Consider the following 22753-nt stretch of genomic DNA (forward strand, 5'->3'; position numbering starts at 1 on the left):
CGGGCCGCGCGTCAACGGGTCGGCCCACCCAGGGGGACGAGCGTGAGCGCCGTCCGGTCGACGCCGTCCACGTGGAGGAAGGCGTTGACCGCGTCGTCGACGAACCCGGACACCACCAGGCTGTGCAGCCCCAGTGCCGTGGCGCACAGCGTCAGGTTCTGCGCGACGTGTCCGGCCTCCTGGAGGAGGAGGCGCAGGGCCCGCTGCCCGTAGCCCGTGCGCAGCCTCCCCACGTCGCCCACCAGTACCACGAGGGCGCCGACCGTGGCCGCGACCGCCCCCGGACGACCGTCGGCCTCCCCCCGGAGGAAGGGGGACAGCTCCGTCAGGCGCCCCGCCCCCCGGGGGCCGTCCGTGCGCAGCAGGGCGTTCCCCTCGGGCAGGTAGCGGTACGCGCCGGGGGCCAGCCCCTCCACGTGTTGGGCCACCACGTGGATCTCGGTGGCGTAGGCCGCCCCCGGACTGGGGTGGTTGCGCGCCGGGGTGCGCCGGCCGGTCTCGTCGGCGCGGGCCGGACTCGGCCCCGCCGCGTGGGCGAGCAGGCGGGAGAGGTCGGCCAGGGCGAGGTGGGAACCGTAGTCCCCGTACGCGCTTGACCTGCGGGCCAGGACCTCTCCCAGGTCGGCTTCGAGTGGACCGGGGTCGGGAAGGGCGGTCATGGGGGCTCCCGCCGCGAGGGCGGAGAACCGCTCCGGCGGAACCGGCCGAGGCAGGTGGGCGCCGCCGATCGTCGCCGTCCGGTACTTGCTCGCCTCGGCGTACAGGCGGTCCGGGGCGGTCGCCTCCGGCGAGAAGTAGTCGCCGGGCGGCGTCCCGCGCGGATAGGACAGGGACAGGAGCCAGGCGACCAGGCGCTCGTCGTCGATGGTCAACCCGAGACGGTTGTGGGTCATGTGCAGCAGGGACCACACGATTCGGGTGAGGTCGTTGGTGAGTTCCATCCCCCGCAGCCGCTCCACGGTCCCCCGCAGCTCCGAGTGCCACAGGTGGTGGGTGGAGGAGCCCTCGGCGGAGACCAACCGCTCCACCCGGTCGCGCCGGCCCGACCACCGCGACGGCGCGGAGTGGAACAGCCGCTCGGCCGCCTCCCGGGACCGATCGTCGGCCGGGGCGACCTCGGCGGAGTAGTCCCAGCCGAAGTAGTATCCCCGGGCTCGCACGGCGGCCTCCACGTCGGAGAACCCGAGCACGGTGAAGGCCAGCGCGGTCAGGTCGGCGGCGACCACCAGACGCTGGTCCGCCCGGGGCGCGGCCCGCAGCACGGCCAGGCTGATCCTCGTGCTGGCGCAGAAGAAGTCCTCGCACGCCTCCAGCGCCTCGGGACCGCCGTAGCGCTCGGTCTCCGGCTCGTAGACCGCCTCGACCACGTCGCCGTCCGCGTGCCAGCGGTCCGGGTCGGCCTGGGGCAGCCCCGCGTAGAAGTCGGCGCTCCGCAGCTCCACCGCGTCCCCGGCGGTCTCCTTCGCGGCCTCGCGCATCCGCTCGGCGAAGGTCCGCACGGCGTCGGAGTCCGCATCCAGGAAGCGCACGCGCAGGTGGGGCCCGCCGTCCCAGTACCGCAGGAAGAACCAGGCGCGGGCGAGCCCCTCCGAGACCAGCTCCTCCGCGCGCGGAGCCAGGCGGTCGAGCAGGAACGCGTCGACACGCTCCCGATCGCGGTGCAGGTGGACGTACACGGCCGACCAGACGCGCGTCATGGCGTGCTCCCTCCGTGGCCGGGGGCCGGTGCGGCGGCGTCGACGGGGACGTCCATGTAGGAGCCGCGTTCCGCGCGCACCCACAGCTGGTAGGCGGGGGTCTGGTCGGGTTCGAGTCCGAGAACGGCGGCCCAGTCCGCCTCCTCGTAGTTGCGCATGGGGCGCGCGCACAGTCCCGTGGCGGCGGCCCCCAGGCACCCCCACTGGGCGATCCACCCCAGGAGGGTGTGCAGGACGGTCTGCGCGTGGTGTCCGTGGCGGCGGGCCCACGGAGCGAAGTCCACGGCCAGGGTGAACCCGAGGGAGGAGGAGAACGAGGTCGCCCCGGTTCGGGGGACGGTCCGGGCGGGACCGCGGCGCGGGGCGGTCGTCCCGGGGGCGGTGGGCCGCCAGGACCCATCGGGCTCCAGTTCGCGTGCGGTGCGGTCGTCGAGCCGGTCGTGCGCCAGCGCCATCCGGTACAGCCGCAGGGCCCCGGGAGCGGGTGACAGCGGCCGGACGGCGCCGAGCGCGGCCGTGAGGGCGTCCGTGACCCGGGCGCCGCGCTCGGGTGAGACGTGGCCGCTCGTGACGAGGTTGGCGGTGGAGAGCCCGCTGGTGCGGTCGTCCAACCAGTCGCGCAGGCGCCGTCCCGCGGGGGCGGTCGCGTCGGCGACCCGGGCCGTCGACTCGGGTGGCACGGCGGGGCCGCCCTCGTCGCCGTCCGGATCGAGGGTGATCACGGCGCAGGCGGTGGGACCGTCTGGCAGGGGAGCGGCCACGGGCGCCAGACGCGTCCGGGGGCGCAGGCCGGCACGGGCCAGGGTGAGTCCGAGCGTGGCCGCCAGGTGACCGCCCTCCAGCAGCGCCAGCGACGGCCGCAGCCGACCGTACTCGGGAGGAAGACGCCGCTGGTCCACCGCGACGACCAGGCGGGCGCCGGCCAGGCCGGTCTCCAGGTCGGCGGGGACCCGGGCGCCCGGCGTCGGCTGGAGCGCGTGCGACTGGGGGTCCACCCGCAGGCACCCGGAACCCGGTCCGCCACCGGCGGGCACGACGTACAGGTCGGCGCCGAACAGGCCGCGCGGGGAGGGGTAGGCGCGGTGCACGGGGTAGCGGTCGGCGGCCGACACCCTGCGCACCCGCACCGCCTCCACGCTCGCGGCGAGCATGCGTTGGACGGGGGTCCAGGGGCCGCCCAGCGGCGGACCGCCCGAGTCCAGGCCGCGCAGCGGCTCCAGCGCGGGAAGCGCGGGCGCCTGTCCTCCGGCGCCGCCGGTCGGACCGAGGGCCAGGGCCGGACCGGAGAAGAGCGTCTCCACCTGGGCGACGTCCTTGGCGTGCGACTGCGCGTGGAACGCCGCCAGCACGGGGGCGAGTTCGTCGGTCACGGGAACGGGTGCGGTACCGGATGGACCGTGCCGGGGCTCTCCCATGGGACTCCTCCTTCGAACAGCGTGTGCGCGCGGGTGAGTCTGCCCAGGCGGCGCGTACGCCGGTGGGTGTGGCCGAAGGTCATCGGCAGGGCGCCCGGGACGATCACCTTCACCGACCGCACGCCCGCCGCCGCCACGTAGGGCGTGCTGCTCTGGTCCACCACCACGACGTCCAGGCCGAGGCCGTGCATCCGGGCCAGGTGGGCGTCGAGCACGGCCGTGAGGTCGCGCCGGTGAACGAGGCGGGCCGTCCCGACCGGAACTCCTCCTCGGACACGGTGTCCGTGGGCGCGTCCAGGAACGCCCAGTGCGGGCGGGCCTCCCACAGCCCGTGCATGCCGGTGTGGTCCTCCAGGGTCCGGACCAGGGTGAAGTCGTCGAGCATGGGGCGGCAGCGCTCCACGCCCACGGACGGCCGCATGCGCACCCACTTGGGGTACATGAGCGCGTTGGTGGCGGTCTCCTCCACCGCGGCCAGGAGCGCGCGCCGGGGGTCGGGGTGCGCGCCGGTGGCGAGGCTGAGCGCGGGGGCTCGACCGTCGCGGACGTCCTCCTCCAGAGCGGTCACCGTCGTCAGCGCGGTCGGGACGCCCAGGTCGGAGGTCAGGTCCAGGACGCGCAGCGTCAGGCGGCGCTCGTCCAGCAGGTCCAGCAGGTGGACCAGGTCCGGGTTCCGGCGCACGTCGACCTCCCGCAGCCGGGTGCGGGAGTACCAGGCGAGCAGGAAGGCGTCCCGCTCCACCACCTCGAACAGGCCGTACAGGACCGCCTCCTCCAGGGAGGAGCCGACGGCGCATCCGTTGGAGGACTCGTAGAGGAAGCGGGTCCCGTGGTCTCCGGCGTGCCAGTACGCGACGTGCTCGGGTACCAGGACCCGGCGCCGCTCACGGGTGGACCAACCCCACACCCAGGTCGTGGGGGTGTCCGGGGTGTACGGGACCAGGTCGAAGGCCGGGTGGCCGTACCACTCGGGTTCGTGTGTGCCGAGCCGTTCGGGGTCCACGGCGTCGTCCGCGAGTTGGGCGTAGGAACCGGACACCGTCGCCGATCCGGAGAGCCGGTGGCCGCCCGTGACGCGTTCGACGCCCTCCAGCAGGGCGGGGACCTCGCTGTCGGTGAAGCGGGTGGACCGGCCGTAGCCGCCCTCGCGGGCGGTGTGTCCGGGGGCGACGGCCTCGCAGGTGACGAGGCACAGCGGCGACTCCTCGTCGCGGTAGACGTGCGCGGTCGGGCCGAAACGGAAGTCGAGCAGCCGTTCACGCAGGTCGGACCGGTCCACCGCCCGGGTGCGGAGCGCGTCGCCGACGGTCGGCTGGGGGGTGTGCGGGTCGAGCGTTCCGGGTGGGGACAGCCCGGCCCCGGCGGGGAAGCAGCCCGCGCAGTGCGGGTGGGGAACGAAGCGGTGCCTGGTCACCTCCCCGGTGCGGCAGTCCAGTGCGACCAGGGCGAGTCGCAGTTCCTCGGGGGCGGTGAGGGCGGCGTCAGCCAGGCGGGCGAAGGCGTCCGACCACAGGGTGAACAGGGCCGGGTCGAGGGCGGACCGGTCGGGGTCGACGCCGCCCTCCACGTCGCGCCGCCACAGCCCGGCGCAGCGGGCGCAGCCCGTGCCCCCGTCCGGTGTCCAGGGGCCGAGGACGGCGAGGGCCCCGCTCATGCCGGTGAAGAGCACACCCCCTTCGACACGGGTGGAGTGCGGCTCGGCCATCGTGGCTCCGGTGGGGCGGGGGACGCGCACGGTCACGACCATCGGGCCACCGCCGCGAACACACCCCGCCGCCGCCAGTCCGGGGCGCCGTGCGGCTCCTCCACGCGGACCAGCCCGGTCTCCCGGCGCCATCGGGTGAGCGAGGATGTGGCCGCGTCGGTCCGGGCCGCCGCGCGGACCACGCGGCCGTGCGGGGTCTGGGCTCCGGCGACGGCCCGGAGCAGGGCCTCCCGCACGCACGCGTCGAGGTCGGCCGCCGTTCCCGCGCCGAGGACGGCGTCCCCCGGGCCGAGGACCGCGGTGAGCCACAGCCCCTCCCACACGCGGACGCGGAGCCGGGCCGGCACCCCGAAGCGCAGGGTCAGCGCCGCCCAGAGCCGACGCGCGGGGGCGGACAGGGACGGCGGTTCGACGTCCTTCCAGTCCACCGCCCGGTCGTTCAGGACCAGGTCCGCGACGGCCGCGCCGACCGCGGACGCCGACGTCAGACCGAGCCCGAGCCCGCCGTCGCCCTCCCGTGGACGGCGCCGCCACGCGGTGGCGCTCAGGCCGCCGAGCAGGGCGTCCACCCGGGCCTGCGCGGTGCTGAACCCGCAGCCGACCAGGTCGGAGCGGTCCACCCGGGCCAGGCCCACGGGGAGCTGGGGAAGATCGCCGGGCACAGGCGCGCCCACCGGTCCGAACACCCGGTCCCACAGGTGCGCGACCGCCTCCAGCAGGTCGGGCGCCTCGGGCGCCGCGTCGTCGGCTTCCGGCGGACCGAGGGGCGCGGTGCGATCCGGATCCAGCACGGGCGGGCAGACGAAGGGGTGCGGCTCGCTGACGAGGTCGTCGGAGGTCACCATGAACTCCGGGTCCGCCGCCGTTCCCGGCCCGGACCCGGTGGGGTCGGACGGCGGACCGTCGGCGAGGCGCGCCACGTGGGCGACCAGCGCCAGGGCCAGTTGGGCGGCGACGAGGGAGCCGGTGATCCCCACGGCGGACGCCGCCAACGGCGGGCGGTCCCGCTCCGGAGCGCGTTCGCGGAGCCAGTCCTGGACGCGCTCGACCAGTTCGGTACTGGCGGAGGCGGTGCGGGGGCCGGACAGCCACACGCCCCGGCCCGTCGCGATCAGGTGCAGGGCCTCCTCGTGCCCGGGCACCAGGAGGCGCGTGGTCAGCGCCGCGCCGCCGTCGCGCCCCTCCTCGGTCCGCACGGAGCGGAACCCCGCGCGCTCCAGCGCGCGGTGGACCTCCGACCCCAGCAGGGAGCAGGAGGCGCGGACGCGGATCTGGCTCCGCTGGAGCGCCCTCAGCGCCGCGAACGGGCGACGGGTCATCGTCTCCAGGTGGGCGAAGGCCGCGCGGTCCGTCTCGGCCAGGTCGGTCTCCTCCTCCACCTCGCGCAGGAAACCGTGCTCCTCCAGTTGGTCGAGCATGCCCTCCAGGAAGGGCCGTCCCGGGGCGGGGAATCTCGCGGTCAGGTCGCCCCGGACGAAACCCGCGCGCAGTGTGGGCTCCAGGGCCCGCCACACGGTGTCGGCCCGAGCCCCGCGGACGACGACGGCGGTCACGCCCATGCTGACCGCGACGCCCTCCTCGGCCAGGGAACGGGCGCGGACGGCGCTCTTGAGCCGCAGGGGAACCGTGCGGTCAGTCATCGTCCACCCACGGGAGGGTCGGCCTGAGCTCGGGGTCGCTCTGTTGGTGGGCGACGACCCTGGCCACGGTCTGTTCCCAGCTCTCGCCGACCACCTCCTGCGCGGCCTCGGTGAGCAGGTAGGCGATGGAGTACCGCTGAACCGGCGTCACCCCCATCAGGGGCAGCAGGTCGAAGAAGCAGTTGATCACGAACCGGAACGCCGCGAACCCGTGTCCGTCGCCGAGCCTGGTGAAGTCCAGCTTCCTGAACTCCCGGTGGAAGTCGCTGTAGGAGCGTTCGTCCGACCCGCTCCAGCGCACCCGCGTCTGGTCCCCGAACCGGGCCGCGGCGTCGAGGCGGTCCGGGTGGGGGAAGGGCAGGATGTGGCCGTCCCGAGCGAGCGCGGTGGCCTCCGGCAGCCAGCGCCGGGTCCAGTCCAGCCAGGACAGCGCGGAGGGGTCCCGCGTGGCGCCTCGTGCACCGCGCGCAGGGCCGCGACCAGCCCCTCTCGCTGGTCCCGGTAGGAGGCGGCGAGCCGTTCCTGGGCCGTCCCCTTCGGATCGGACCAGTGGAAGTACTCCTTCCAGTGCGAGAGGAACGCCTGGTACCCGGAGCGCAGCCCCCACTCGGGGTAATGGGAGGCGATCGCCGCCATCCCGGCGAACACGTGCGGGACGGCGGACCGGCCGTCGATCCGGTCGGCCACGCGGGGGAGCCCGTCGGTCAGCACGCGGCCCTTGAGCGAGACCGCCTCGGGACTTCGTAGGAACGTGTCGACCGGATCGTCCCGCAGCCACCGCACGGAGTTGTCCGGTTCCAGGGGCGCGTAGGGCGGCTCCACCAGTTCCAGGCGGCCCATCCGTTCGGAGAGGGCGGCGTACCGCTCGGGGTCCAGGGCGTGTGTGGAGGGAGCGCGCTCCAGGAAGACCCGGATGTCGGCCGCGGCGGATTCGGCCGCCTCTCCCACCGGCCCGGGGTCGCCGTCCAGGTAGAGCACGCAGTGCGGGCCCAGACGCCAGTGCAGGTGCAGCCATGCGGAGTCGACGCCCTCCCGGCCCGCGGTCCGCAGGGCGGCGGGGACGAGGCACTCGCGCAGGAGCGCGCTCTTATCGCTGTCGTAGTAGGTCACGCGGAGTCCGACGGTCAAGGGAGCAGCCTCGCTTCGCCTGGGGGATCGGGCATCGGAGGGGCCGGGGGGCGGGACAGGGTGGAGACTTCGAGGAACACCTCGGTGGCGTGGTGGCCGTCCGGCCCCCGCAGCCCGCCGTCCTCGGGGTGGGGCAGGAGTTCCTCCAGCATCAGGGTCGGCCCGAGGTGGGCCAGCCGCTTGGCCGCGGTGGCCGTGTGCAGCCTGCTCAGGAAGTCGACGTGCTGGGGCTTGGGCGCCATCGCCCGTTCCAACGGGCCGAGCCGCGCTCCCTGGAGCGGGCGCGCGAAGACCTGGTCGGGGATGCCGCGGGACAGCCGTTCGGTGTTGGTCCGGCGGTACAGCGCCTCGACCGGCTCGCCCGGCTCCGCCCGCAGCGAGGACGCGTCCACGGCCCACCGGCGGCGGAACAGCAGCACGTCGCCGAAGGAGATGCGCGGGGTGCCGCCGGACCGGCGGCACTCGTGCCAGCCGTCGTGCAGGTCCAGGGCGAGGTCGCCGAACGAGAAGAACGGCGAGTCCGCCACCATGGCCACGAGCATTTCGTCGTAGGGCAGCGCGTGCGGGACGAGGAACCCCGTGTAGACCGGGTCGATCTCCTGGCCGGTCGAGGCGAGGACGAGCTCAGGCCGTTCGGGGTGTGGACCAGTTCCAGGTCGCGGGTGGAAGGGCCGTCGGCGAGGGTCGGCTCGTCGCGCAGGGCCAGTTCCTCGTCGGCGAGCAGGGGTGACAGGTTGGCGTTGAACCCCAGGGCGGACCGCATGTGCACGGTGGTCGAGCCAGCCGGAGCCAGGCGTCGGACGTGGTCCGCCACGCGGGCGTGGACGTCGTCGGGCAGGTCGGCGAGGAACCGGCTGAAGTAGCGTGCGCGCCCGCCGTACACGTGGTTGAGGACGAGGCGGCCGCGGTCGGGGTGGCCGAACACGGCGAAGGACCTCGGTGTGGCGGACTCCCGTTCCGGAAGGAGTTCGGCGATCTCGTCGACGACCGCGGGGTCCACCTCCACGGACTCGGCGTCCTCCCGTGCCAGTTCGCGAAGGTGCTCCACGGCGCGCCGCCGGGCCGCCAGCAGCGCGGACAGGGCGTCGTCGGCGTCTCCGGCGTCCCCGGCGTCCGCCCCCGCGGACATCAGCCGCTGCGTCAGGGGGAAGGCCGCGCGCGCCCGCTCCGCGAACTCGTCCAGGTCGGCGCACCGGCCGCCCCGCCCGTAACGGGTGGTGAACACGCTCTCCAGGGCGCCCGACAGCACCCGCTGGTCGTCCAGGGCGTACAGCAGCGGCATCAGTCGGCGCAGGTCCGACGTCCAGGCGCGGGTCCACGCTCGGGGAACCGGAGCGCCGCGCGAGACGAGGCAGTCCTCCACCAGCGGCGACGTGGCCGTGTTCGGTTCGCCGAGGGCCTCGGACCACGACCGCTGGAGACGGAGGAGGGCGCGCGCACGCTCCGAGCCGTCGGCCGTCCCGAAACCGGCGAGCGCCTCCTCGGTGTCGCGGAAGGCCGCGGCCACGGCGGCGGCGGCCTTCCCGGGAAGGCGCGCCGCCAGGTCGTGCCAGCTCCGGGCGAAGCGCGGGGACTGTTCGGGGGCCGGGAACCACGGGACCAGGATCCCCTCGCCGATGAGCCGGTCCAGCAGGCCCATCGCGTACGCCGGGGCGCAGCCGAGGTCGGCCGCGAGGCCCTGGCCCAACCCGTCCAGCCGGGTCGGCACGCCCGCGCGGGCCTGGAGCGAGCCGAGCAGCCGACCCCACACACCGGTCATCGGCAGGCGGACCTCCTCCTCGCCGAACGCGTCCGCGCGCAGTCCGGGGGCGGGTGCGGACCAGCGTCGGCGGCGCAGGACCAGTCGATCGCCCGCACGGCGCGCGCTGCCGGTGAGCACCCATTCCAGGCCCGACCGGGCCTCGGCGTCGGCGGCCAGCACCCGGCCCGCCTGCCGGGGCAGGAGCCGTCGCAGGTCGGCCCTGGCCGAGAAGTGCAGCGGCTCGCCGTCGCGGTCCGCCGATCCCGGGTGCTCCAGGTCGTCGAAGTGCACCCCGGTGTAGAGGGAGTACGGGCTGACCTTCACCGTCGACCGCGAGAAGTACCGGACCAGCGCCGGTTCGGCCTTGCGCGCACGTTTGTCCGGCGGCCCGTCCGCGGCCGCACGCGCCGCGACCGCCCGGTGCAGGTCCGGGCTGGAGAGCGCCGTGCCGCGGTCCACGGCCGGGTCGCGTGCCCACGCGGCGAGCACGGCGCGCTCGGCCGCCAGGGCGTCGGCGTGCGCGGAGTCGAGGCGTTCGACGGCCGTCGCGGTGGCCGCCCAGCTCCGCGTCCACTCGGCCAGGAGCGGCACCCGTGCGAGCAGGGGGTCCTCGGCGGCGGGCCGGCGCGGGTCGGCGGGCGGACGGTCGTTGAACACGTCGCGCTTGACGGCCAGCGCCGCGCGCCGGTCCCGTCCGGACTCCAGTCCGGGGGTCGCCCGGTGCAGTTCGTCGAGCAACCGCGCGCGGAGGCCGTCCCTGCGGCACTGCTCCTCGACGAGGGCCAGCAGCAGGGCGCGGTCCGTGTCCACGGCGGGGGCGGGCGCGCGCAGCGGTCGGTACGGGTACAGGTTCACGCGGGAGACCAGGTAGGGGCCCTCCACGCAGTCGGGGACGGGTACGCTCACCCCTGGCCTCCGTCGGCTCCGCGCTTGCCCGATCCGAAGCCCCTCGGTTCGCGTTCGGACGCCCACCGGAACCAGCGCAGGGCCACGACCGTGCCCACCGCCGACCACGCCAGGAGCAGCCACACCGACGGCCAGTCCCAGACGGGTCCGGACTCGGCGAGCGCGCCCTGGAGGAGGATGGTGAGGGGGCGCCCCGGCAGCAGGTCCACGACCGCCCCGACGGTGTCGCCCAGGGGCAGGACGACGAACCCTCCGGCCAGGAAGGCGGTGGGGAAGAAGATGCCGTTGACCATGGGGACGGCGGCGTCGGCGTTCGGCGGGAGCAGCGACGCGGCCGCGCCCAGCGGGGCCAGGCACACGAATCCGAGCAGGAGCGCCGCGAGCAGGTGGGGCGTGCGCGACCAGTCCGGGGTCACGCCCATGGCCAGGAGGCCGATCGCGGTCACCACCACGAGCACGATCACGGCGGTGACCAGCGTGTTCACCAGGTAGGCGCCCATCACGACCGCCGGGCTGACCGGTGTGGTGCGGAAGCGTTTGAACAGGCCGTGGTGGCGGCGGATGGCCAGGCCGATCGCGACGTTGGCGAAGGCGACCGACATCAGGGCGAAGCGAGGACGCCGCCGTAGCTGAGGTTGGCCTGGGTGATCTCGTACTCGCCGATCTCCAGCACCGCGTCGGCCCGCGAGCGGAAGGCCAGTCCGAACCCGACGTAGAACATGACCGGCATGAGCACGATGAAGGCCAGGGTGATGGGGGAGCGCCAGAACTCCTTGAGCTCACTGTCCACGTGCAGGAGGAAACTGCTCGGGCCGCGCCGAGTCGCGGTGGTCATGTCTGGCCGTCCTTCAGCATCGCGATGTAGGCGTCGTCGAGACTGGGCGGCACGATCGTCAGACCGGTGATCTCGGTCCGTTCGCGTGCGGCCCATTCCTGGACCCGCCGCACCACGGCGTCCTGGTCGTCGGTGTGGATGCGCACGCGGCCGTTGACGAGGGACGCGCCCTCGGGCAGGCGCCCGTCGAGGCCCTCGGGTGCGGCGAACTCCACGACCGTGTACGCCTGCGCGTCGCGGACGAGTTCGTCGGGGGACCCGGAGGCGATGAACTCCCCGTCGCGGATGACGTCCACGCGGTCGGCGAGCTCCTGCACCTCGACCAGGTCGTGCGAGGTGAGGACCACGGTGGTGCCGCTGTCGCGCAGCCCGGCGACGAGGGCGCGGATGCGGCGGCGGGACAGGGGGTCGAGACCGGTGGTGGGCTCGTCCAGGAACAGCAGTTCGGGGCGGCCGGTCAGGGCCAGGGCCAGGTCCAGACGGCGTCGCATGCCGTCGGAGAGCGACTTGACCAGCGCCGTGCGCTTCTCGATGAGGTCGACCTGTTCCAGGACCTCGTCGACCTCCAGGGGGTTCGGGTAGTAGGAGGCGTGGCGACGCAGGACGTCGCGGACGGACAGCCCCGGTTCCAGCATCGTCTGCTGGAGGACCACGCTGATCCGGCGGCGCAGCTTGGCGAAGTCGCGGCGGTCGCCCGGGTCCAGGCCGAGGACCGACAACGTGCCGGAGGTTCGCCCCCGGTGGCCTTCCAGGATCTCGATCAGCGTCGTCTTGCCGGCTCCGTTCGGGCCGAGCAGGGCGGCGATCCTCCCGGCGGGAACCTGGTAGGTGACCCGGTGCAGGACCTCGCCCTTCCCGTAGTCCTTGGTGATGTCGATGGCGTTGATCGCGTGCACGTACTGCCCTCGGAGGTTCGTGGGGTCGGGCATGTGGGGGGCGGCCCCCGGCCTGGGAGGGGAGCCGCCCGGACGAGAGGGTCAGCCGCAGGAGCCGGAGGAGCAGCAGCTGCTGCTGCCGCAGCAGGAGGTGGAGGTGCAGCTGGAGCTTCCGCTGGTGGCGCCGGTCTCGGGGACGGCGACGGCCTCGCGGACGCTCATGACCTCGATGTCGTCGAAGTCCAGTTCGGGCAGGTCGATCGTGGGGGATTCCTGCATGGCCATCGAACACCTTCTTCTGGAGTGATCGGGGTGTGGGGTCGCGTATGAAATGGGTGTGGCGGTTGTGGTCGGAGTGTGTCCACTTCCGGGAGCGTCCGAAACGATTCATGCTTTGATCATTGCGTCGCGGGTCGGGATGCGGGTTCACGGTCCGGGTCGGTGGGGGGTGGGGTCAGCCGCAGGATCCGCCAGAGCAGCAGCTGCTGCTGCCGCAGCAGGAGGTGGAGGTGCAGCTGGAGCTTCCGCTGGTGGCGCCGGTCTCGGGGACGGCGACGGCCTCGCGGACGCTCATGACCTCGATGTCGTCGAAGTCCAGTTCGGGCAGGTCGATCTCTGGTGCCGACGATTGGGGCATTTCGTCCTCTTTGTTTGGTGCTCTTCTCTGGCCCCCCGGGCGCAACAGAAAGTAGCACACGTACAACCAAGGGGATATGGGGTCTGTAAGATGTTTTTTCGGAAGTGGTCTCCGGTTTACGTTCGCGGCCCGGGTACGGATCCCCGGGGACGCGACAGGGCCGCCACCCCGTCGGGGGATGACGGCCCTCGTCCGACCAGACGCGACCAGACGGGTCCTACCTCCCGGCCGCGCGGTCGATGGCCGCGCCGATCGACCCCACCCGGTCGGCGAGCAGCCCCATCGCGCCGATCGCCCGCGTCATCGGGTCGTCCCCGGCCCCGCCCAGTGCGCGGCGCCGGAGGAACGCCTCCTTGACCTCGGCCCACCGGGCCTCCTGCTCGGGCGTCAGCACGCCGCGCAGTTCGGCGAGCTTGAGCAGGTTGCCTCCGCGCCCGACGCCAGGGTCTGCGCCTCGCCCAGGTAGTGGTCGTCGATCACGGCCTCCACCTCGGCGTCGTTCATCACCGGCACGATCTTCTCCGCCAGCCGGTTCATGTTCCGGTACGACCCCTGGAGCTGGAACGGCGGCTCGGTGCGCGCGTCCTCCGACTGCCCCGCCGAGGCGATGTAGGCCTGGTTGTTGGCCAGCACCACCTCGCGCACGCGCAGCATCTTGCGCAGCACCGACACGATCCGGTCCACCTCGGCCGCCGAGTACGGGTGCCGCAGCTGGTCCGTGCCCACCGACGCGTCTCCCTCGGCCATGCGCACGAAGGTGTACACGTCCTCCCGGTCGCGCGTGGACAGCGGGGAGAGCGTGGCGTTGGAGGTGAGCGCGTTCTCGATGTAGCTGAGCGCGAACACCTCCTCCCTGCCGGACAGCACGTCGCCCAGGTTGTACACGTCCGCGCGGTTGGCCAGCATGTCCGGGACCCGGAAGCGCTGGCCCCGCTCCGTGTACGGGTTGCCGGCCATGCACACCGCGAACCGCTTCCCGCGCAGGTCGTAGGTGCGCGTCCGCCCGTTCCACACGCCCTCCATCCGGCGCTGGCCGTCGCAGAGCGAGATGAACTTCTGGAGCAACTCGGGGTTGGTGTGCTGGATGTCGTCCAGGTACAGCAGCGCGTTGTTGCCCGTCTCCAGCGCGAAGGAGATCTTCTCGACCTCCTGGCGCGACGTGGCGTCGGTCGCCTCGTCCGGATCGAGCGAGGTCACGCCGTGCCCCAGCGCGGGGCCGTTGACCTTGACGAACACCAGTCCCAGACGGCTCGCCACGTACTCCATCAATGTGGTCTTTCCGTACCCAGGCGGCGAGATGAGCAGCAGCAGCCCGCTCTGGTCGGTCCGCTTGCCGTCCCCGGCCGCGCCCAGCTGCTTGGCCAGGTTGTCGCCGATCAGCGGCAGGTACGCCTCGTCGAGCAGCCGGTTCCGCACGAACCCGCTCATCACCTTCGGCCGGAACTCCTCCAGCCGCAGCCGCTCGCGCTCGGCGGCCACCAGCGCGTTGCGGCGCCGCTGGAAGTCCCGGAACGCGGGGACGTCCCGGGTCCGGAAGGCCCGCGTGCGCGGCAGGATCTCGTCCAACCGCACGTCCAGGGACCGGTCGCGCACCCGCGGATGCGCGCCGAGCAGGCCCGTCACCTTCTCGTGCACGGCGGCGGACGACCCGTACCGCTCCACGGCGGAGCCGGTCAGCTCGATCGCCGCCGCCTCGGGCAGGTCGCCCGGATCCACCGCGTCGAGCGTGGTCGCGAACGCCTCCAGCCACGCGGTCACCAGCTGGTGCCGCGCCGACAGGTCGCCGTCCAACGCCCGCAGGTCGCCCTCGAACGCCGTGCGCGTGGTCTCGCGCGTACCGCCCAGCGCCCGGTGGAACCGGTCGAGCAGCGTCCGCGCGCCCGCGCCGGTGACGAAGCCCGCCGCGGCCCGCGACCCCTCGGCCAGCTCCTCGAACAGGTACTCGCCCACCAGCTCCAGGTCGGCGCCCTGGAACAGCCCGGTCTCGGTGAGGAAGGCGTCCACGCCCTCGGCCAGCTCCGTGCGCAGCGCGTCGACCGCCGCCGAGCGCCGCGCCCCGAACACCGCGCGGGCCCGGGCCAGCGACCCCGCGCGCGTGCGCCACGCCGACCGGTCCTCCTTGCTCGTTCCGTAGGCCCAGAACAGCTGCGCCATCGCGCGCGCGGGGCCCGGGTACCGCAGGAGTCCGGCCCCGGCGCGCAGTCTGAGCAGCGCGGACAGGATCAGGGCGGCGTCGTGGTCGTGTACGCCGCGTTCGTAGCCCTCGTCGTAGCGGGTCTCGGCGACGCCGCGCACCAGCTCCAGCAGGGACCCGTTCTCGGCGTGCACGCCCGCCTCGGCCAGGGCGTCGAGGCTCACGCCGTCCGCGCCCTCCTCCGCCGCGGCCAGGATCGACGTCGCCAGGTACTCCGCCCGGTAGACGTCCTCGCTCTCCGAGACCAGCAGCCGGTGCCACAGGTGGCGGGCCTGGCCGAGGGCCGCGTCCGTGACCGGTGCGCGAAAGTCGGTGCCGGTGAGCGCGACCGACATCTCCCCGCCGTGGGGGGCGAGCGTGAGGTCGATCGGCTGGGTGTTGACCGCGAACCGGTGCCGCCCCAGCCGGACCGTCTCGCCGCCCGGCCCGTCCTCGAACAGGTCGGTCCGGTCCCGCAGCGCCCGCCCGGCCTCCTGACGGGCCGACAGGATCCGGCCCTCCAGCTCCTCGGCGCGCACGCTGTCGCCGAGACCGCGCATCTCCTCGACGGTGCGCCGCAGGCGCGCGACCATCGCGTCGGAGGTGAAGTAGGTGTTGACGTCCTCCAGGGTGGAGAGCGCGGCCACCCTGCGGTGCACCCCTTCCAGGACCCGGGCGGCGGACGAGGCCAGCCGGTCGGCCCGGCGGGCCCGCTCGTCCACCAGCGACTGCTTGCGGGTGGAGAACGCCTCGTAGACGTCCTCGCGCTTGTCCGACAACTCCGCGAGGAAGTCGTCGAACTCGGCGAACCGCGACTCCAGGTTCTCGACCTGGAGCATGATCCGCCCGAGTTGGTCGTCGCACCGGTCGGGTGTGTCTGCGGCGGCCAGCGCTCCGGTGATCGCCTGACCCAGCAGCGCGAACTCGGCGGCGAACTCGGCCCGCCCCTCCCTGGCCAGCAGTTCCCCGCGGCGCGACTCCAGGGTGGCCCGGGCCCGGTTGATCCCGGCCAGGACCTCGCTGATCCGTTCCAGGATCCGGGTCCGCACGCGCGCGTCCCCGATGTCGAGCGACCCGATGACCTCGGTGACCGCCTGGAGGCCCTCGGCGCACTCCTCGATCCGCTCGCCGACGGCCGTCGCGGCGCTGACCGCGTCGATCCCCCCGGCCTCCTCGACCAGCCGCGCGACCTCGGCGTGGTAGCCGTCGAACGCGTCGTCCTGTTCCAGGAAGGCCGCCGTGCGCCGACCGAGCGCGCCGACCTCCTCGGTCAGCAGCGCGTCCAGCTCGGCCAGTCGTTCGGCGTCGACGTAGCGCGTCTCGCCGAGCGCGGCGGCCTGCCCCCGCGCGCGGCGCAGCGCGGTCAGCCGGGTCACCCAACCCTCCGCCGACCGCGGGGTCTCCCCCCGCGAGGTGCGGATGAGCGTCCCCACCCGCGCCTCGGTCTCCGCGAGGGCGTCGGCGGCCTGCCGGGTCAGGGCCTGGACGGTCTCATGTTCCTCCAGCACCCGTTCGGCGGTGGCGCGCACCTCGGCCAACGGCGAGGCCAGGTCGCCCAGCTCCGCGTCGCCCAGCCAGTGGAACCGGTCGGCCACCCGGCGGCACGACGCGATGATCGCCTCGAAGACCCCGGTGGACGAGCCCATCTCGCTGGCGATCCGGGCGACGGACAGGCAGTCGGACACACCCCGCACCAGCTCGGCGTTGCCGATCCGCTCCAGCGGGCCCGTGCCCGCCGGCTGGGCCGCCGCGTACACGTCCGACACGTACGGCGTCCGCCACACCTGCATCGGGTGCACGCGGGTGGGCTCGTCCGAGGCCTCCCGGAAGACGGTCATCGTGCCGTCGTCGAACAGGGAGTACCCGTGGCAGACGATCGGGTTGGCGACCTCCTCGCGGATGGTGTTGTACGACAGCAGCAGGCTGCGGCCGTCCGCCGGGGAGTGGAAGACGTACAGCACGTCCTCGCCGTTGGGGGAACGGACGACCCGCTCGAACTCCAGGCCGGCGACGTCGGTGTCGAACGTGCGGACGGCGCCCGTGGCCAGGTGGTACCCGCCGGGGAAGACGAGGCCTTGGTCGTCGGGCAGGCGCTGGCACGCCTGGCCGATGCCGTCGAGCCGCACGACCTCCTTGGTGCGGGTGTTGAAGACCAGGTGGCGCCACTCGGTCTCGTTGTAGGGCAGGACGCGCAGGAGGACGAGAGCGCCCACCCGCGCGTAGTGGACCGACGCGTCCGCCAGGCTCTGCAACGGCTCGCCGACCGGTTCGCTGTAGATCCCCTCGCCGACCTCGGTGTTGTTCTCCACCTTGATCGTGAGGTCGCCGTCGACCGTCTCCACGAACACCTCGTCGAGGATCGAGATGTGCGGGTGGCGGCCCGACACGTGGTCCTCGCGGGTGGTCTCCGTCCACGTGAAGTCGTGCGACGGCGGGCGCACGTGGTCGCGCTCGCCACGGCTGTCGAGGTAGGACAGCGTGCCGGTGGGCGAGACCGCCCACCGGAGCACGCGTACGTCCTCCGTGCCCGGCCCGGTCTGGAACACCGCCAGCAGGCGGTCCTCCACGCGGCGCAGCTGCAACAGGCGGGTGTCCCGGTAGTAGCGGTACAGCTGGGCGAAGTCCTGCTGGAACGCCTCGTCGGCCAGCAGCCCGGGGACGGCGTCCTCGGGCGCGGGGACGAACGCGAACGCGTCGTCCCCGTGCTCGTACCGGTGCACGGAGAACACGTCGCGGACGCGCGTCTCCCGCCGCAGGCCGATGAAGACGTTGTAGCCGAACAGGATCATGTCCCCGCCGTCGCCGTCGCCGTCGCCGTCGCCGTCGCCGTCGCCGACGCCGCGCCCGACGCTGATGACGTCCCGGGGCACGCAGTTGTGCTCGGTGCGGATGCGTTCGGCGCCCAGCAGGGTCATGTCCGACCCGCCGAACACCTCCAGGCGGCGGGCGTTGAGCGCCTCGGTTCGCCGGGCCAGTTCGCCGGTCCGCTCACGGAGCCGGGCGCGGAGCACCTCGTAGGTGCCCGCGTCCAGCGTCCGCGCGTCCTCGGCGTCCGGTCCGGGGCCGGCGGTGTCCTGGGACGGGGCCTCGGCCACGGAGGACGACCTCACTGCTTCGCGGGGGTCAGTGTGGTCACGGGGAGCGTGTCCACGCCGAGTTCACGGGCCCTGCCGAGCAGCTGGTCGAGCTTGCCGGCCTGCGGGCCGCCCGCTCCGATGAGCTTGAGCAGCAGGGCGGAGACGGTGAGGTTCTTGACGTCCTCGGAGCCGACGGACGACAGGAACCGGCTCAGTTCGGCGCTGAGGTCGGCCTCGCCGTTGAGGAAACCGTCGCCGAGGGCCTGGACGGTCTCGGAGCTGCCGACGAAGCCGTCGACGGCCTTGCCCAGGCCGATCGAGTTGACCATCCGGTCGAAGAAGGCGCCGTCGCCGCCGACGATGCTGATGTCGGCGCTCTCCAGCCCGGAGGCCAGAACCGTGGCCTGGGCCTCGGCGACCTGGCGGTGCACGTCGATCCCGGCCAGGCGGACCTCCTTCTCCGCCTCCAGACGCAGGCGGTACTCCTCGTGTTCGCGGCTGACCTGGTCCAGGGCGGCCATCGCCCCGGCCTTGTCGTTGAGCCCCGCGGCCTCGGCGCGCAGCTTCCTCTCGATGGCCTCGGCCTCGGCCCCCGCCTTCTCGCGGGCCACGACGGCCTCGGCGCGGCCGACCTTCTCGATCGCCTCGGCGTCCTGCTCGCGGACCTGGACCTCGGCCAGGCCGGCCGCGGCGGCCTCGGCCTGGCGGCCCTCGGCGAGACGGATCTTGGCGCGGGTGTCCAGCTCGGCGGCCTGCTGGCGGGCCTCGGCGAGGGTCAGCTCCTCGGCGGCGCGGTGCTTGGCTGCGGCCTCGGCCGCCTCGGCGGCCTTGATGTCCTTGACCAGGTTCTCCTGGGCTTCGGCCTCGGCCTGGATGATGATCGCCTGGCGCGTGCGTTCGGCCTCCTCGACCGCGCGCAGCCGCTTGATCGCCTCCTCCTGCTCGGCGACGGTGCGGTCGACGGCGACGCGCTCGCGGACGACGTCGGCGACCTCGCGCCGTTGGCCCTCGATCTCCTTCTCCTTGGCGATGCGGGACAGTTCGGTCTCGCGCTCGCGGCCGATGACCTCCAGCAGGCGGTCCTTCTCGATCCGCTCGGACTCGATGGCGATGACGCGCTCGCGGTTCTTCTCGGCGACCGCGATCTCACGCTGCTGGTTCTGGTGCTGGACGCCCAGCGCCTCGCTGGTGCGGATGTTGGCGGTCTCGGCCTTGAGCCGTTCCTCGGCCTGCACGCGCGCGGTCTCGGCCTCCTCGCGGGCGCGGATGATCTCGATCTCGCGCTTGGCCTTGGCCGCGGCCTCCTCGCGGCGCTTCTCCAGCTCGGCGAGGGTCTCGGCGGTCTCGGTGTTCTGCCGGTCGATCTCCTTCTTGCGGTCGTTCTCGAACTCGTTGGTGCGTTTGTGCTCCTTGGACGTGCGCTCGGTGATCTTGCTGATGCCCTGCGCGTCGAGGATGTTGTTGGCGTCGTGCTGGTGCAGCGGGGTCTGCTCCAGCTCGTCGATGGCCACGTCCTCCAGGCTGTAGCCGTTGAGGTCGGTGCCGATGAGCGAGACGATCGCGTGGCGGAACTGCTCGCGCTGGGTGAACAGCTCCTCGAAGTCGAACTGCTTGCCGACGGTCTTGAGCGCCTCGGAGAACTTGGAGTTGAACAGCTCCTGGAGGGTGTCCTGGTCGCTGGCGCGCTCGGTGCCGATGGACTTGGCGACCTTCTTGACGTCCTCGGCGGTCTCGTTGACCCGGACGAGAAGTAGACCCGGATATCCGCTCTGATGTTGTCCTTGCAGGTCAGACCTTCGCGTCCGCGTCTGTCCAGGGTCAGCGTCTTGAGTGAGATGTCCATGACCTCGGCCTTGTGCAGGACCGGGAGGACGATCGCGCCGGTGAAGGTGACGTGGACGTCGCGGAGCTTGGAGATGATGAGGGCCTTGCCCTGCTCGACCTTGCGGAAGAGCCGTGTGACCATGAGGATCAGGGCGAGGAGGACGACGGTTCCGATGGCCAGGGCGACGCCGACGTCAGGAAGGCCGCGCTGGTCGCCTCCTGCCCGGTGGTCGTGGCGCTCGACAGCACGTGGGGGCTCTCCTTGTGCGCGTGGGGTGGGGTGACTGCGACGGGCGCGGGTGCGGGGCACGCGGCGGGGACCGCGTCCGGGGCGTCGCGTTGATCTGACGTGGCGGCCGGTGGAACGGTTCCGCGATCGCGCCCGGGGTCAGTCCCGTCCGGGGTCGAGGGCGGCGTCGAAGCCGGTGACCAGGAAGACGTCGCGGTCTTGGTCGTGCTCGAAGATCAGCGCGGTGCTGCCCGGGGGGAGGACCTCGCCGCCGGTGGTGCGGACGTCGACGGAGATCTCGGCTCCGGAGCCGGTCGTGATCCCGGCCCGGCCGAAGTCCCCGGTGGCCTCGCCGATGCGGATCACGCACGTGCGGCCGACCAGGTCGTGTTTGGAGTCCCCGCGCCCTCCGGGCAGGAACCGGGCGACGGCCGTCACCAGTCCGCTGGTGACCGCCCACGCGGCGACCAGCGCGATCACGAGGACCACGGAGCCGAGGGCGAGCAGCAGGGGGGTGGACGTGGTTTCGAGGAGGCTGGTCATGATGCCGCCCATCATGCTCACGAACCAGGCCACGCACACCATCAGCGTGAGCGAGACGGTGACGGGGGCGCGCCCCGACCGCTCGGCGCCGCGTCCGCGCGCGGACGATCGTTCCGCGTTCCCCAGCAGCCCGGCCCGGGACATGAGCGCGCTCAGGCCGGTGGCCTCGCCGTCGGCGTCCACGCCGTCGAGGAGTTCGGTCTCGGCCGCTCCGATCACCACGAACACCCAGTAGAGGGCGGTGGCGATCAGCAGCGGGGTGAACAGCGCGGTGGGGAAGCCGAAGGCGGTGCTCAGGAACAGGCCCATCGTTCGCCCTCCCTCCACCGTGAACGCCGAACCGCCACGGACTCTACCGGGGCCCGGTCCAGAACGACCCCGAGGGTCGGTTTTGTCCGCTTGTGGCCACGCCTCCGCGGGGACCCCCGAGAAAAATCTCGGCGGACGTGTCGATCCGTGTCGGTCCCGTTCGACGGGTGGATGAGAGCGAGGGGAAGGGCCCCGCTCACCACGGAAGGCGAACACCATGCGCTACCTCATGGCGATCATGTCGGACGAGAGCGCCGAGGCCGGGAACACCCCGTCGGCGGAGATCTTCGAAGCGATGGCGGCCTACAACGAGCAGCTCGTCAAGGCAGGGGTCCTGCTCTCGGGCGAGGGCCTGACGCCGACCTCCGAGGGGGCGATCGTCAGCTTCCGTGACGGGACGGCGACCGTCACGGACGGGCCGTTCGCCGAGGCCAAGGAGGTCATCGCCGGGTACTGGATCCTCCAGGTGTCCTCCCGCGCGGAGGCGATCGAGTGGGCCAAGCGCTGCCCCCACCCGCCGGAGGGCGACGACACCGTCCTCAACCTGCGGCTGCGGCGCATCGCCGAACTGGAGGACTTCGGCGACAACGTCCCCGAGCACGTCAGGGATCGCGACCGAGAGCTGCGCGCCCGGGGCTAGGACCAGGCTGACGCCCTCGCGCGGACGGCTCGGGAGGGTTGCGTCAGGGTGGCTCACCCTGCTGGGATTGGGGCGTGAGTCACACTGACGCCACCCGTGCCGTGGAGGCGGTCTGGCGGATCGAGTCGGCCCGCCTGGTCGCCGCGCTGACCCGAATGGTCGGCGACGTCGGCCTCGCTGAGGAGTTCGCGCAGGACTCTCTGGTCAGCGCCCTGGAGAAGTGGCCGGAGGAGGGCGTCCCCGACACCCCGGGCGCGTGGTTGACGACGGTCGCCAAACGCCGGATCCTCGACCGCTGGCGCCGCGACGAGCGGTTCAAGCTGCGCCTGGCCGACCTCGGCCGGGAGATCGGGGAGAACGACGGTCGGGCGGAGTTCGACGCCGTCCTGGAGGAGGACTACGGCGACGACCTGCTCCGGCTCATGTTCGTGTGCTGCCATCCCGCGCTGTCCACCGAGGCCCGCGTCGCCCTGACCCTGCGCCTGCTGGGCGGACTGACCACCGACGAGATCGCCCGCGCGTTCCTGGCGCCCGAGCCGACCGTCGCCCAGCGCATCGTCCGGGCCAAGCGGACGCTCGCGAAGAGGAAGGCGGGCTTGGAGGCGCCGGTGGGAGAGGACCGCGACGCCCGGGTCTCCTCCGTCCTGGAGGTCCTCTACCTCGTCTTCAACGAGGCTACACCGCCACGTCCGGATCGAGTTGGATGCGCGCCGACCTGTGCGAGGAGGCCATGCGACTGGGCCGGGTGCTCGCCGGGCTGCTGCCCGAGGAGCGCGAGGTCCACGGGCTGGTCGCGTTGATGGAACTCCAGGCGTCCCGGTTCCGCGCCAGGGTCGGCCGCGACGGCGCGCCCGTCCCGCTGCTGGAACAGGACCGCTCCCGCTGGGACCGGCTGCTCGTCAACCGGGGCCTGGAGGCGCTGGACCGGTCGCTGCCGCGGGGGCCCGACGACGTCCGGGGGCCCTACTCGCTCCAGGCCGGGATCGCCGCCGAACACGCGCGGGCGGTCACGCCGGAGGACACCGACTGGATGGCGATCGCCGTGCTGTACGCGACCCTGGTCAAGATGACCGCCTCCCCCGTGGCGGCGCTCAACCACGCGGTGGCGGTGTCGATGGCGGTGGGTCCGGGCCCGGCGCTCACGCTCGTCGACCGGCTGCGTGGCGAGCCCGCGCTGAAGGGGTACCACCTGTGGTCGGCGGTCCGGGGCGACCTGCTCTCGCGGCTGGGCCGGGCGGAGGAGGCGCGCGCGGAGTTCGAGCGCGCCGCCGGGCTCACCCGCAACGAACGCGAACGGGACGTGCTGCTGGAACGCGCCCGCTCGGTGTGAGGAGTCAGGGTCGGGTCCTCGACTGATGGGAACGCGGCGGGAGCCGTGC

General features: G+C 73.3%; 16 protein-coding genes and 3 pseudogenes. 2 read left to right on the plus strand and 17 right to left on the minus strand.

From position 1 onward, the window contains the following. Positions 1-11 precede the first annotated feature (11 nt). The 17 genes and pseudogenes from BJF83_RS09235 to BJF83_RS09300 form a co-directional block, all read right to left on the minus strand. Positions 12-1697, minus strand: a complete 1686-nt coding sequence (locus BJF83_RS09235; protein ID WP_075925966.1) for a thiopeptide-type bacteriocin biosynthesis protein — start codon at positions 1695-1697, stop codon at positions 12-14. Then, positions 1694-3067, minus strand: coding sequence for a hypothetical protein (locus tag BJF83_RS26660; RefSeq protein WP_316042235.1), 1374 nt, complete (start codon positions 3065-3067; stop codon positions 1694-1696). Before BJF83_RS26660 ends, BJF83_RS09235 begins: the two co-directional genes overlap by 4 nt. Beyond that, a complete protein-coding gene (locus BJF83_RS28810) occupies positions 3064-3303 on the minus strand; it encodes a YcaO-like family protein (protein ID WP_262391424.1) in 240 nt (79 codons plus the stop codon). Before BJF83_RS28810 ends, BJF83_RS26660 begins: the two co-directional genes overlap by 4 nt. Next, positions 3222-4859, minus strand: a complete 1638-nt coding sequence (locus BJF83_RS09245) for a TOMM precursor leader peptide-binding protein (RefSeq protein WP_262391425.1) — start codon at positions 4857-4859, stop codon at positions 3222-3224. Before BJF83_RS09245 ends, BJF83_RS28810 begins: the two co-directional genes overlap by 82 nt. Beyond that, positions 4850-6457 (minus strand): hypothetical protein, encoded by a 1608-nt coding sequence (locus tag BJF83_RS09250; protein ID WP_075925968.1) that lies wholly within the window; start codon positions 6455-6457, stop codon positions 4850-4852. Before BJF83_RS09250 ends, BJF83_RS09245 begins: the two co-directional genes overlap by 10 nt. Continuing rightward, positions 6450-6647: a hypothetical protein gene (locus BJF83_RS28815; protein WP_262391426.1), complete on the minus strand. Its 198-nt coding sequence runs from the start codon at positions 6645-6647 to the stop codon at positions 6450-6452. The genes BJF83_RS09250 and BJF83_RS28815 overlap by 8 nt, the downstream gene beginning before the upstream one ends. Further along, the gene (locus tag BJF83_RS09255; protein ID WP_262391427.1) at positions 6644-7585 is read right to left on the minus strand and encodes a lantibiotic dehydratase C-terminal domain-containing protein; all 942 of its coding nucleotides are present in this window, start codon (positions 7583-7585) and stop codon (positions 6644-6646) included. The genes BJF83_RS28815 and BJF83_RS09255 overlap by 4 nt, the downstream gene beginning before the upstream one ends. After that, positions 7582-7827, minus strand: a complete 246-nt coding sequence (locus tag BJF83_RS28820; RefSeq protein WP_262391428.1) for a hypothetical protein — start codon at positions 7825-7827, stop codon at positions 7582-7584. The genes BJF83_RS09255 and BJF83_RS28820 overlap by 4 nt, the downstream gene beginning before the upstream one ends. Next, positions 7794-10232 (minus strand): lantibiotic dehydratase family protein, encoded by a 2439-nt coding sequence (locus BJF83_RS09260; protein WP_262391429.1) that lies wholly within the window; start codon positions 10230-10232, stop codon positions 7794-7796. Before BJF83_RS09260 ends, BJF83_RS28820 begins: the two co-directional genes overlap by 34 nt. Beyond that, the gene (locus tag BJF83_RS09265; RefSeq protein WP_262391430.1) at positions 10229-10834 is read right to left on the minus strand and encodes an ABC transporter permease; all 606 of its coding nucleotides are present in this window, start codon (positions 10832-10834) and stop codon (positions 10229-10231) included. The genes BJF83_RS09260 and BJF83_RS09265 overlap by 4 nt, the downstream gene beginning before the upstream one ends. Next, positions 10834-11067 carry a hypothetical protein gene (locus BJF83_RS28825; protein WP_262391431.1) on the minus strand — a complete coding sequence of 78 codons (234 nt, stop codon included), beginning with the start codon at positions 11065-11067 and terminating at the stop codon, positions 10834-10836. Before BJF83_RS28825 ends, BJF83_RS09265 begins: the two co-directional genes overlap by 1 nt. Continuing rightward, positions 11064-11996, minus strand: coding sequence for an ABC transporter ATP-binding protein (locus BJF83_RS09270; RefSeq protein ID WP_262391432.1), 933 nt, complete (start codon positions 11994-11996; stop codon positions 11064-11066). Before BJF83_RS09270 ends, BJF83_RS28825 begins: the two co-directional genes overlap by 4 nt. A 48-nt stretch (positions 11997-12044) precedes the next feature. Further along, on the minus strand, positions 12045-12227 hold the full coding sequence (locus BJF83_RS09275; protein WP_075925970.1) for a thiazolylpeptide-type bacteriocin: 183 nt from the start codon (positions 12225-12227) through the stop codon (positions 12045-12047). A 169-nt stretch (positions 12228-12396) separates the two neighbouring features. Next, complete coding sequence (locus BJF83_RS09280) at positions 12397-12579, minus strand: thiazolylpeptide-type bacteriocin (protein ID WP_075925971.1); 183 nt, start codon at positions 12577-12579, stop codon at positions 12397-12399. 217 nt (positions 12580-12796) lie between these two features. After that, positions 12797-17847, minus strand: a pseudogene (locus BJF83_RS09285) (DNA repair ATPase). 11 nt (positions 17848-17858) lie between these two features. Further along, positions 17859-19902 (minus strand): annotated as a pseudogene (locus BJF83_RS09290) (SPFH domain-containing protein). Between the two features lie 139 nt (positions 19903-20041). After that, positions 20042-20734: a DUF1449 domain-containing protein gene (locus tag BJF83_RS09300; protein ID WP_075925973.1), complete on the minus strand. Its 693-nt coding sequence runs from the start codon at positions 20732-20734 to the stop codon at positions 20042-20044. 217 nt (positions 20735-20951) lie between these two features. Here BJF83_RS09300 and BJF83_RS09305 point away from each other — a divergent pair, with 217 nt between their 5' ends. Then, positions 20952-21374 carry a YciI family protein gene (locus BJF83_RS09305; RefSeq protein ID WP_075925974.1) on the plus strand — a complete coding sequence of 141 codons (423 nt, stop codon included), beginning with the start codon at positions 20952-20954 and terminating at the stop codon, positions 21372-21374. 74 nt (positions 21375-21448) lie between these two features. Next, positions 21449-22704, plus strand: a pseudogene (locus BJF83_RS09310) (RNA polymerase sigma factor). The last annotated feature ends 49 nt before the right edge of the window (positions 22705-22753 follow it).

Source organism: Nocardiopsis sp. CNR-923 (assembly GCF_001942255.1).
Classification (GTDB): domain Bacteria; phylum Actinomycetota; class Actinomycetes; order Streptosporangiales; family Streptosporangiaceae; genus Nocardiopsis.